Raw genomic sequence first — 13,042 nt, forward strand, 5'->3', positions numbered from 1 at the left:
AAGGAGGAGAAGTTCTCTTCACTATTTTAGCCTTTCCAAGATCTAAAAGATAACCCTTTTTATATCAGTATTCTGACTGTGTTAATTAATTACGATATTAATTCAGATGGCGAAGCTGTGTCCCTTTCCATAACTGAGATCTTACTTGTATGATATAAATTATGTTTATTAAATCAAAAATTATTTTTAGTTTATGAAAAAAAGAATTTTATTATTAATTACTCAAACACTTTTTTCTCTATTTATTGTGTCTGATTTATATGGATGTTCTTCCGAGAATCCATTAGATGAGAACAATACTTCAAAAACAGAACAGGAAAATTATGATTTGAAAAAATTTCCAGAAGGATGCGATCCTAAGGAAATAGGTATAAAATTAACTGAAAGATACCTGCAAACCCCACATTCATTTTGGGGAAATGTTAGTTCAGATAAAAAAGTTACCCTTGTTACCTACCCGGACGTATGTGCATGGTTAGGAGCTTTGTGGTTTACTCAATCTGTAAAAGAAGAAAATCTGTACAACCGATTAGTCGACAGATTTGAGCCTCTTTTCACTACCGACAAGATTTTGCAACCAAGCATGCGCCCCAATGTAGGTAATGTGGTTGATTTTTATGTGTTTGGAGCAGTGCTATTGGAAATATACAAAAAAAGAAAAGAACAAAAATATCTCGACTTAGGTATGAAGTATGCCGATGGTCAATGGACATTACCGGCTAATGCTAGCGCAACGGAAAAGAAATGGCAAGACCAGGACTATTCATGGCAAACCCGCCTTTGGATCGATGATATGTTTATGATAACTGCTCTTCAGGATCAGGCATATCTAATCACAGGCGATAGAAAATATATCGACAGGTCGTCTCGTGAGATGGTGATGTATCTGAATGAAATACAAAGAGATAACGGATTGTTTTATCATGCTCCTGACGCACCTTTCTTTTGGGGAAGAGGAGATGGTTGGATGGCTGTAGGGATGGCTCAGAATCTGAGGATAATACCTAAAGATAACCCAAATAGAGCAAAGATAGAAGAGGCCTATAAGAAGATGATGAAGACCTTGTTGCGTTATCAGGGACGAGATGGAATGTGGGGACAACTTATTGACGATCCTAATTCGTGGCGAGAAACATCTGCGACAGCTATGTTTACATATGCCATGATTGTTGGAGTGAAGAATGGCTGGCTCGACAAAAAAACATATGGTGCTGCTGCACGCAAAGCATGGTTAGCTCTCTTAACATATCTGAATGAAGATTACAATCTAAGAAATGTATGTGAAGGTACAGGGACTAAAAACGATTATAACCATTACATTAATCGTAAAAGATTGGTTGGCGATCTGCATGGGCAAGCTGCTCTTATGTGGTGTGCTTATGCTTTAGCTACCGATGAGGTAAAAAGAAAATAAAGTAATATTGTATTATACGAGTAAAGTAGTAAAGAGAATAATAATTCTAAAGATATATTTATCTGTCGAATAATGTGTTGGATTCTAAGAACGGATTGGGAGGATGTCTCTCAAGTCTGCCCAATCCGTTTCTTTCGGTTCTTATTGTATTCTTCTTTCTTTAAATCTAATTCTAATTCTCAATATCATATTCCTAAATCAACGTATTATGAAAAATATATTCTTCTTCTTATTCTTTCCTGCATTTCTTCTTCTCACATGTTCTAGTGATGAAACTAAAGAAGATTTGAAAAAAGAGGGGTCGGTAAAGTCTGTTTTCAAGGATAAAAATCTGGTAACCTTTGGGAATAGTATAACAGCTGCCGAAAATAGCTGGGCTTATCAGGCCTATAGTAGATTGCAATTTGGTAATTTGTACAATGGAGCTGTAGGCGGTGCTATCTGGAGCAAACGGGAAAGAAGAAATAGCAATGGTAATACAATAAGAACGCAAAACTACAACGATCCTGATTTTGCAGGAATAAGCAATAGTAATACTGCAAATCCGGATGATTTGGAATATCAGAAACGCATCAATAATTGCGCCATAGTGCATATCCAAAAATATTTGAGTGAAAAAAAATCCTTGACACCGGACTTTATAATTCTATCCTATGGAACAAATGACCTGAGCAGCGTAGCTGTAATGGGAAATGCCGAATTGGCGTTGCAAGAAACGAATTTAGACAATCTTGATCTGTATACAATGGCAGGAGCCATAAAATGGAGTATAGGTACATTGCAGGTAAAGTTTCCTAAGGCTAAACTATATATTTCGTTTCCTATACAGGCCAAAAGTGATGGAAAAAATACCGACAACTTGAAAAAAATAGAAGTAATAAGGACGATCTGTGAAGGAATGTCGGTACCTTATTTTAATTGTTATGCAGAATGCGAAATTACACAGGAAAACCAAGAGCGATTTCTTCGTGATGGGCTACATCCTAACGAAGCAGGAAAGGTCGTGCATGGAACTTATATAATAAAGAAACTGAAAGAGGCCAATAAAGAGTAGACACGCCCATTCACGTTTCTGTTTATGATGGAAATATACAAAATGCTTTGGTAGAGAAACTGATAACTAGTTCATTATTAATATTTTAAAGAGAATAATTTAACTTATACAAGTAACATAAAACGATAACATGAGTAATAATTATAACAAAAATAATCAGCCTATGAATAACTCATAAACAATAGTAAAGAGAGACTAAAACACGACTGGACGATACTCCTACATGCCGTCCAGTCTGGTTTCAGAAAGTTAACCGATATTTTTAACTCATTAAAAACCATTTACAAATGTATGAGAAAATTTGAGAATTATGGTGTCAAAGACACCATCAATATTCGTTTATTACGTATTATGAAAATAACGGCCATATTATTATTTACCTGTATTGGAGTCTGTCAGGCGGTTAGTAGCTATTCGCAAAGTACTAACCTTACGCTAAACCTCAGAGATAAGACCATAAAAGAGGTTTTCAAAGAAATCGAAAGGAACAGCGAATTCGTTTTTTTCTATTTTGATAAAGATGTCGACCTGAATAGGAAGGTTTCAGTAAATGTCAAAGGAAAGAAAGTGAATGAGGTTCTCGACCAGATTTTTACAGCGACGGATACTGGTTACCTTATAAAAGACAGACAGGTGTATATCTCAAAAAAAGCACCTGAAGAAGTAAAACAAAATAAGAAGAAACGCATAACGGGTACGGTTAGTGACTCAAATGGCGATCCATTGATTGGCGTTACGGTATCTGTTAAGAATACCACTAATGGTACTGTTTCCAATATCGAAGGGTTGTACGTTATTGATGCTCTCGAAACTGATGAGCTTGTATTTAATTATGTGGGGTTTCTTAAACAGGAAGTTCGGGTAGGAAACAAAGGTGTAATAAACATAACCCTCCAAGAGGACGAACAAATGCTTGAAGAGGTTGTTATTGTTGGCTACGGACAACAGAATAAGGCAAGTGTAGTAAGTTCTGTAAGTACAGTTACTTCCAAAGAATTGTCAGCCCCTACCAGTAACCTCACCAATAATTTGGGTGGACAACTTGCCGGATTGATAAGTATTCAGCGTTCGGGGGAACCCGGACGGGATGATGCCGAATTTTGGATACGTGGTATCAGTACATTCAAAGGAGGAACAAAGCCATTGGTCTTAGTTGATGGAATACCACGGGCTATAAGCAATATTGAACCGGACGAAATAGAGACTTTCTCCCTGCTCAAGGATGCTGCGGCTACAGCCGTATACGGGGCCGAAGGCGCTAACGGCGTTATCCTAATAACCTCTAAGCGTGGTAACATATCTAAACCAAAGATATCTTTTCGTGGAGAATATTCGGTATCTAAACCTACCCGGTTGCCGGACTTTGTTGATTCATGGGACTATCTGGAGCTGGTAAATGAGGCAAATTTTAACGATGGTGAGAGTCCTTACAAATATCCGGAAGAAATAGAAAAATACCGTAACAGAGTAGATAACGATCTGTATCCGAATAGCAAATGGATGGATGAACTGTTGGCAAAGAATACTCACAACCAACGATATACTCTGAACTTTAGAGGAGGTGCCGAAAACGCAAAATATTTTGTGTCGATGGCTTATTTTCAACAAGATGGTATCTTCAAACAAAATCCAATGAATAAATATAAAGGAAACTTTGGATTTGAACGTTATAATCTGAGAAGTAACATCGATCTGAGAGTGAGTAAATCTACTACTCTGAATATCGACTTGAGTGGACAATATGTAAGTCGTACTACTTCAAATCGTTCTCCCGGCGATATTTTCAGATTTATGCTCCATACTCCGCCTCACCTTTTTCCTGCTATATATAGTGATGGTACTCTTGCTACTTATCTCACGCAGAGCGATAGTAACAACCGAAATCCATATAATATGCTAATGAATCAAGGGTATAGGAAAGAATGGGGAACAATGATACAATCGAATGTCGGGGTCAATCAGGATCTTAGCTTCATTACTCCAGGCCTCAAGTTTAATGGAAAAGTCGGATTAGACTATGATGGAAATTATTCTACATTGAGAGATTTCTGGCCAAGCCTGTTTTTTGCTACCGGACGAGATGAAGAAGGGAATCTAATATTTCAGACTTCTGTGTCCGGATCACCTGAACTGCAAAATGCCGCAGAAACAGGCAATGAGTCTATACGTAAAATATATATAGAAGGTGCTTTCAACTATCTCCGCACATTCAATGAAAAGCACACTGTAGGAGGTATGTTTTTGTATATGCAGAAAGAAAGACAAGTGAGCGGTACTGTTCTGCCATACAGAAAACAAAGTGCTGTAGGGCGTGCAACATATTCGTATGACAATAAATATTTTATAGAAGGTAGCTTTGGATATACAGGAAGTGAAATTTTTGCAAGTGGAAAAAAATTCGGATTCTTCCCTGCTGTAGGATTAAGCTATTACATATCAAACGAATCATTTTATCCCACAGCATTGAGCAAAGTTATGGATAAAGTGAAAATACGGGCTTCGTACGGAAAAGCCGGAAATGATGATATAGGCAGCTCCGATCGTTTCTTATATAGAGCTACATTTAATGAAGGCGCTGACGGATTCGATCAGGGAATAGGCTCCAATGGTGGTACTAATGGACTTGGTAAAGGGATAAAAGATGTAAGATTTGTCAATAATAATATTCAGTGGGAAATAGAGCAAAAGAGGAATGTCGGAGTTGATTTGGGTTTCTTTAACAACAAGATTGAGTTGACAGCAGACTATTTCAACAACCGAAGAGAGAATATCTTGATGCAAAGAAACACTATCCCCGGTGTAGCCGGCTTCCATTCCAATCCATGGGCAAACTATGGAATTGTAGATAATTGGGGTACTGATGCAAGTCTGAATGTTCGTAGAGATTTTGGTCCTGTAAAGGTGAGTATGAGAGGTACATTTACTTTTGCACGTAATAAAATTATAGAGTATGATGAATTAGTTCCTGAATACCCATGGATGGCAGCTACCGGTTCTAGGGTTGGTGATCAATATTTGTATATTGCAGAAAGGCTTTATACTGAAGACGATTTCATAAAAACACAAAAGGATAATGGCACATATATCTATGAGTTGAAGCCTGGAATGCCAAAAGTTACTCTGGATGGAAAAATAGGACCTGGAGATATCAAATACCGAGATATGAATAATGACGGAACAATCGATAATTTCGATAAAGTCAGAGGGGTAGGATACCCATACAATCCGGAAATAAATTATGGATTTGGATTTAATGTCGAATACAAAGGTTTCTATGTAAGTGCTTTTTTCCAGGGAACAGGAAATTCCTCTATTCTTTTGGCTAGTGGTAATAATACATTTTGGCCTTTCAACTGGGGAGTGGAAAAATCGAATTATCGTAAAGAATTCTTGAATAGATGGACCGCCGACAATCCACGTCAGGATGTACTGATGCCAAGGCTACATGTTGGCTATGCCAATAATGTGAACAAGGAACCGAGTACATGGTGGTTGAGAAATGGACGTTTCCTTCGTTTCAAGAATCTTGAATTTGGATATGATATACCCAAAAAACATACTAAAAAACTACTGATAGATGGAGCCAGAGTATATGTACAAGGATACAATATATGTGTATGGGATGATGTGAAGTATTGGGATCCTGAGCTTGGCAACGCGAATGGAGGTAATAGTTATCCGCTACCTCGCACATTTACATTTGGTGTTGAAATAAACTTTTAAAAAAGAATAGTATGAAAATCAAATTTATAAAAATATTGATAATAGGCTTGCTTTTCGGTTCTTTAAATTCCTGTTCGGACTATTTAGACGTATCAGACGAACAGGCAGGAGGACTCACTGATATCAATCAGGTCTTTGAAAATGTAGACTATACCAAGAGATGGTATGCGAATGTTTTTAACAAGCGACCTGATTATTCTCGTTTTTGTCATCCAAATGGTATGGGAGGTATATGGAGTGCCTATACGGATGAGGTTTATAACAGATGGGCTAATAATACAGGGAGATATAACGACTGGAATGCCTCTAATAACAATTCGGAAAGATGGGTTGAGCTATATGAGAGCATAAGACAAGCAAATATATTCTTAGAAAAGGCTAAAGCTATAGAAAAAGAGGGTGGAGCTAATGCAGCTGTATTAACTCAGGCCGAAGTAGATCGTTACAAGGCTAATGTGCGTTTTATGAGAGCATTATATCATTTCTACCTGATGGAATTAAATGGCCCTATACCTATCGTTACCAGATCTCTCACACTAGAGGACGATTTGGATATTCCTCGTGGCTCTTTGGATGAAGTGATTAATTTCATCGATAGCGAATTAAGAGAAGCTATGCAAGGAATGGAGCAAGAACCATATCACGATAATGAAGATTTCAGAGCAGTACCTACAAAGGGAGTCGCTTTAGCTGTTCTTGCAAAACTGTGGATGTATGCTGCTAGTCCTCTTTACAATGGAGAATATACAGAAGCCTTACAATTGCAAAATAAAGATGGCAAACATTTATTTCCGGCTAAAGATGATAGTAAGAAGCAAAAAGCACTTGATGCTTGCAAGGCTTTTATCGATTATGCAGAAGAAGGTAATAGGTATGAGCTTTATAAGGCTCTGAAGAAAGATGGAACAATTGATCCCGATTTGTCTATTTATGAGGTTTTCCAGATTTATAATAAAGAAATGATCTGGGCAAGTTCTGTAACCTCGTGGGGAGGTGCAGATGGAAATAATTACGATACTTTTACTACACCACGTAGTGAGAGCAAAGGATTAGGCGATATCGCTCTTGTGCAAGAACTTGTCGACGATTTTTATATGAAGGATGGTTTGCCTATAAAAAGTACTTCCTTTCTCCCTAAATCGACTCTGTATAGTGAGACAGGTTTTGCTGCTTATAATGGTTTAGAAGTCTCTAAAATGTACGTTGATCGTGAGCCAAGATTTTATAGCACAGTGACTTTTTCGGGCAAGAAGTGGCATGTAAGTAATAATGAGGTTCAGTTTTATAAAGGAGGTAATGCCGACAATCGGGTAGAAGGATCTCCTAAAACAGGTTACTTGTTGTATAAGAGAGTAAACAGGACTGTACATATGAATTCTCCGGGAGTAAAAACTAAATTCAGACCTTCTATTATTTTCCGTTTGGCAGATCTCTATCTGTTATATGCGGAAGCTTTGAACGAAGTAGATCCATCAGACGCAAATGTATTGGAATATGTGAACCGTATACGAGAACGTGCGGGGTTGGCTAAACTGGAAGATCTTAATCCTGCAATAAAAGGCAATCAACAAATGCAAAGAGAAGCCATTCGCAGAGAAAGACGAATTGAGCTGGCTACAGAAGGACAGCGCTATTTTGATGTAAGAAGATGGATGATTGCAGAGAATAGTCCCGGACAAGGAGGGCAGGGAGGAGACTTTACCGGTATGAATATGGATGGAAATAAAACAACTTTTCATACAAGAACTAAGATTCAGACTCGTAGCTTTAGAAGGAAAAATTATTTTGATCCTATACCATATATGGCAATACAAAAAAGTAAACTTCTGGTTCAGAATCCCGGATGGTAAATAAGGCGATTTAAATTAGACTTGATTTACTAAATGATGCAAATCGGTAATAAAATACTTATTTATACTGTTTTTTTAATTCATTAGTTTGTTTGTAGTTGGTAGATGGAAAAAGACAAAGTTTTTTGAACAGGGGTAAAATGTGAAGACTAGAGCTTTCTTGTTATTCTATAAGATTTTACAAGTAAGCACGTGAGCAAGATGTAAGGCTTGTTCTGGGTCTTTATCTACCGACTACATACTGCTAATGAGATATTCTCTGGCAAAATAATATTGTATTACTCGAATTACTGATTTACATCAATAGTTTTAATTCCATAAAATTTGATTATAATATTATGAAAAAAAATAGACTAATATTCCTCTTTATAGTATCCTTATTTATTGGAACATTGTTTACGGGATGCGATGATAATATACCTAAATATGATAATGTTAAAGTAGAGAGAGTAGAATGGAACGAAGACCTTAAAATGGGGGTGGAGATAGAGATTGGCTACGAGTTGTTGAAAGTTGCAGACCGATTAACTGTTTTCCCGGAAAATGCAACTGATAAGATGCAGACATTTTCCTCGTCAGATTCAGAAGTTGCAATAGTTGATGCCAGAGGCTTAGTAAAAACTAATTCGGTAGGTACTACAACTATTACAGTAACTGTGGATGGAAAGTCGGATGAATTTACTTTAACTGTTACAGAAAAAGCAGTTATAGAAGTAACTGAAATCCAGATTGCAGCTCCTGATATTGAAATAATGGCCGGAGTTAAGAGAGATCTTTCTATTGAAGTGACTGTATTACCTGATAATGCAGTAGACAAAAGCCTGTCTTATACTTCAGCTGATCCTGCGACTGTACAGGTCGATGAAAAAGGAATCATTAAAGCTCTTAAAATAGGAACAACGAAAGTAACCGTTTCTTCCAACGATGTGCCGACTATTAAAGGAGAGTTTAATATAACAGTAAAAGAATTTGAAGGCGATTATCCTCGAGAGGGATGGACATTAACAGCTTCTCAAAATCCACTTTTCAATGAATCTCCTAATTCTCTTACCAGCCCTTTAGATGGCGATTTAGCTACATGGATGGGGCTTGTAAAACCGGGTAAGACACACACTACTATAACCGTTCCACCTGCTGCTCAGGGAGGTAATATTTACTTCATTGTAGACATGAAAGAGTCTCGTGATGTCAATTATTTTAGAATTTACCATAGAAATGGAACAGATGTCCTTCTTAGATATTATATGATCGAGGAGATATCGGGTAGTGATGATGGTATCAACTTTACGCCTATTGCTACTAATGTTGTTATACCTGATGCCGCCAAGGCTGAGGTTATGGAAACTCCTAATCTATCTATTCCTAAGACGAAGTATAGATACCTGAAATTCTTCTGTTCAAAAGATGCTTGCTTCAATTCGGCAGGTACCAGAGGTTCAGTTCAGTTCGCGGAAATCTATATTGGCTTGAAAAAATAGTAAGTCGGTGGGTTGATTACTTAATTATAGCTCGTGGTGCATGAAAGTCGATTGTTTGGTTTTATTGTAAAATAAAGTAAGATGCATCACGAGTTATTATGAGAGAAGATAATTCTAGTAATTTGTAACATAGATTGTCGATCTGTTGCTGATAGTATTTTGATTGTAAGAGGAGAGGGGTAATAAAACACTGCAGAAATAACTTTAAATACACGTATGAATAACCGTATAAAAAATAGAATTTTATGAAGAGTTTTTTCAGGACAACAGCTCTGTTGACTATAATATGTTGTAGTCTTATGGCTTGCGGAGACAAAGATGAAGACGGTGCCGGAGGTGGTGATAATGGAAATCCCGAACAGCCAACTCTCAAAATTACACCTATCGACAAACTCAATCAGGGTACAACGACACTCAATTCGCATGCCGATGTTACATCCCGTTCGTCATTAAAGATGAATTATAGAAGCTATATTAGTCTGGGTAAAAGTGCTTTGGGGGTGGATAAACCTCATTATCCACGGATTAAAAAAATGGCTAATGGTAATTATATAATGTTCTTCCACAATAATCAGATTGGAGCTAGCTGCTACTATGCATATAGCCAAGATCTTAAGCTGTGGAGTGCTAAGGGCAAGATATTTTCTAACTATAGTATTACCGATAGTAAAGGCAATGCTAACGAACGTCGTTTTTCTAATAGCGATGGGTTAGTGCTTTCTAATGGAGATATTCTGGTCGTAGCTTCATATCGGGCTAATGAAGGATATAAAGATTTGCCTCTTGATGCCGGACTGGTAATGAGCCGTAGCACCGATAATGGCGCCAGATGGAGTACGCCGATTTCTATATATCAGGGAGTGAACTGGGAGCCATACTTGCTGCAATTACCTTCGGGTGAAATACACTGCTATTTTACAGATAGTAGCCGTACCAATATTGAAGGTACCGATACGGGAACAGCAATGATAGTTTCCAAAGATAATGGTAAAACGTGGACTCCCGGCTTTGGAAGTGTTCCTTTCTATGTGATACGTACAAAACATGTGAAAAACGGAAATACATATTTTAATAATCAAATGCCATCTGTTATAAAACTCAATGGCAGTAACGAATTGGCTGCGGCTTTGGAAGCTAATATTGGTTCTTACAATATATCGTTTGCTTATTCGGGCGAAGATGGAGAATGGGAGTATCTTAAGGTAAATGAAGAAGGGCCGATAGATCGTCATGATTCGGCTTTCGAAGGTAGTGCTCCATATTTAGTACAATTTCCTTCCGGTGAAACAGTTGTTTCGTACAATAAATCATCTACTTATTATATGAAGATGGGAGATGCAAAATCACGTAATTTCGCAGATAAGTCTTATGCTCCTTTCCCGGGGAAAGGCTTTTGGGGAACGTTGGAACGTATAGATGAACATCAGCTTTTGGGAGCAATGCCTAATACTGCCGATGGGATAATTATGTTGGCACCATTTATACTCAATCATCGTATAACGGCTGCACGCCGGAACATTAAGGTAGATGGCGACAACTCTGAATGGAATAATACTGACCATGCACTTTTTGTCGGAGACAAATCGCAGGCACAAGGGACTCTTAGATGTACGTTTGATAATGACAATGTATATTTTCTTGTCGAAGTCCTTGATAAATCGATATCAAAAGACGACTATGCAACCATATATATAAGCCCTGTTACTGAAAACGGTAAACTGACTAATGAAGCTTGCCGGATAAGAGTATCACATGATGGACTAAGAAGCTCTGATGTCTATAGTGGAAGCTGGACAGGAGCTAATCTTAATCTCTCTGTAGGTGCTGCATTTCAAGGTACTGTTTTTAATAGCTATGATGAAGACTATGGGTATATTGTCGAAATAGCTATCCCCCGTTCGAAACTTAACGTTAAGTCGGGAGAAATTCTTGTCAACTTTTCCATATTCGATAGCCAGGGAGGTGAAGATGCTGTCAGCGATACTTCTGTGGCAAGTACAGTGAATTGGATACCAATTAATGGATTGTAAAACTACGATGTGTTAATTCTGTATCTGAACTGATAGGCCGGACGATCTCATTTTTTTGAGCCTCCGGCTTTTTCTTTTAGCTTAAGGAGTAGCTTTCTAATGTATTTCTAATCTTTCTCTAATCTTCATCTAATCTTGCTCAAAGAGGCTTTTAATCTTTAGAAAATATATTTGCAGCAAAATATTTTGATCCTGATATGATGAAAAAATATGTGTTTTTGCTGTTAATATTATTAAGTTATTTAGATACAAGAGCTCAGGAAGAACAAGTACTCAGATTAAATGCGGAGCAGATAGAGGCTTTATTTCTGAAGAACAATTTAGAACTGATTGCTTCTCGGTTCAATATTGATATCGCCGATGCTGCTATTCTGCAAGCCCGGTTGTGGGACAATCCCTCTTTATCGATAGGAGATGTAAATTTATGGAGTACACGGTCTCAGCGCGAAGGAGAAAAAGAGGTCATACCTCCGTTGTTTGGTTCTTTTGCAAGAAATACTGAGTTTAGTATCGAACTCAGTCAACTGGTGCAAACCGCAAACAAGAGGGGTAAACTAATTAATAGAGAGAAAGTATCTAAAGAAATTGCTACTCAGGAATTTGAAGATGTCCTTCGAAGTTTAAAAACAGAATTGAGAAAATCTATTTTCGAAATACAATATCTACAATCTTATCTTAATATTTTGAAGAACCAAAGTTCTTCTATGGAACAGGTTATAAATTCGTATAAAAAATCGGTAGAACAAGGTAATGTTGCAAAGAGTGAATTGCTCAGACTCCAATCTTCGTTTCTGGAATTAGAAAGTGAAATAAACGATACTTATACCGATCTGAATGATGAACAAAGAACCTTAAAAGTCCTATTAAATGCAGATCCTCTTATTCGTATAGAGATAGACGAAAGCCCTTTGTCTACTAAAAATCCCGAAGATTTATCTTTTGTGCATTTGCTTGAAATCGCAAATAGATCACGTCCTGATATGAAAGCCTATAAACTACAAACACAATTTCATGAAAAGTCTTTAGCTTATGAAAAGTCTTTGCGAATTCCCGACCTAACATTTAGTGCCAGTTATGATCGTCATGGTGGTGTGTGGGGTAATTTTATAGGTTTTGGTGTAAGCATGGATCTTCCTTTCTTTAACCGGAATCAAGGAAATGTTAAGGCTGCCAAAATCAGCCGCGACCAAAGCCAATATTTAGTTCAACAACAACAAAATGTTATTGAGCATGAGGTGGCTGCTGCGTATCGTAATTATGCCTTTGCTTATAAATTTTATGAGAAACTCAATGGTGATAGCCTGTTGCCCGAATTAGATAATATATTAGGAATGTATTATAAAAACTTATTAAGCAGAAATGTAAGTATGCTCGAATACATTGACTTTCTCGATGCATACAAAACAAATAAGCAAACGATGCTTACAGCTAAAAAAAAGATTTATACTCTGTTTGAAGAGTTACAATATACAATAGGAACAGAAATAAAATAG

7 protein-coding genes are annotated in these 13,042 nt (G+C 37.2%); all 7 read left to right on the plus strand.

Annotated features, from left to right (window positions below; all coding sequences use genetic code 11):
- The first annotated feature begins 193 nt into the window (after positions 1 to 193).
- The 7 genes from BGC7_RS16880 (at position 194) to BGC7_RS16910 (ending at position 13,042) form a co-directional block, all read left to right on the plus strand.
- A complete protein-coding gene (locus BGC7_RS16880; protein ID WP_050702782.1) occupies positions 194 to 1,414 on the plus strand; it encodes a glycoside hydrolase family 88/105 protein in 1,221 nt (406 codons plus the stop codon).
- A gap of 208 nt (positions 1,415 to 1,622) precedes the next feature.
- Positions 1,623 to 2,468, plus strand: a complete 846-nt coding sequence (locus BGC7_RS16885) for an SGNH/GDSL hydrolase family protein (protein ID WP_050702783.1) — start codon at positions 1,623 to 1,625, stop codon at positions 2,466 to 2,468.
- Positions 2,469 to 2,759: 291 nt separating this feature from the next.
- On the plus strand, positions 2,760 to 6,191 hold the full coding sequence (locus BGC7_RS16890) for a TonB-dependent receptor (protein ID WP_050702784.1): 3,432 nt from the start codon (positions 2,760 to 2,762) through the stop codon (positions 6,189 to 6,191).
- Positions 6,192 to 6,202: 11 nt separating this feature from the next.
- Positions 6,203 to 8,041 carry a RagB/SusD family nutrient uptake outer membrane protein gene (locus BGC7_RS16895; RefSeq protein WP_050702785.1) on the plus strand — a complete coding sequence of 613 codons (1,839 nt, stop codon included), beginning with the start codon at positions 6,203 to 6,205 and terminating at the stop codon, positions 8,039 to 8,041.
- 338 nt (positions 8,042 to 8,379) lie between these two features.
- Complete coding sequence (locus tag BGC7_RS16900; RefSeq protein ID WP_050702786.1) at positions 8,380 to 9,519, plus strand: Ig-like domain-containing protein; 1,140 nt, start codon at positions 8,380 to 8,382, stop codon at positions 9,517 to 9,519.
- Between the two features lie 245 nt (positions 9,520 to 9,764).
- Positions 9,765 to 11,549 carry a sugar-binding protein gene (locus BGC7_RS16905; RefSeq protein WP_050702787.1) on the plus strand — a complete coding sequence of 595 codons (1,785 nt, stop codon included), beginning with the start codon at positions 9,765 to 9,767 and terminating at the stop codon, positions 11,547 to 11,549.
- 197 nt (positions 11,550 to 11,746) lie between these two features.
- On the plus strand, positions 11,747 to 13,042 hold the full coding sequence (locus BGC7_RS16910) for a TolC family protein (protein ID WP_242034439.1): 1,296 nt from the start codon (positions 11,747 to 11,749) through the stop codon (positions 13,040 to 13,042).

This window comes from Dysgonomonas sp. BGC7 (genome assembly GCF_001261735.1).
Lineage (GTDB): Bacteria > Bacteroidota > Bacteroidia > Bacteroidales > Dysgonomonadaceae > Dysgonomonas.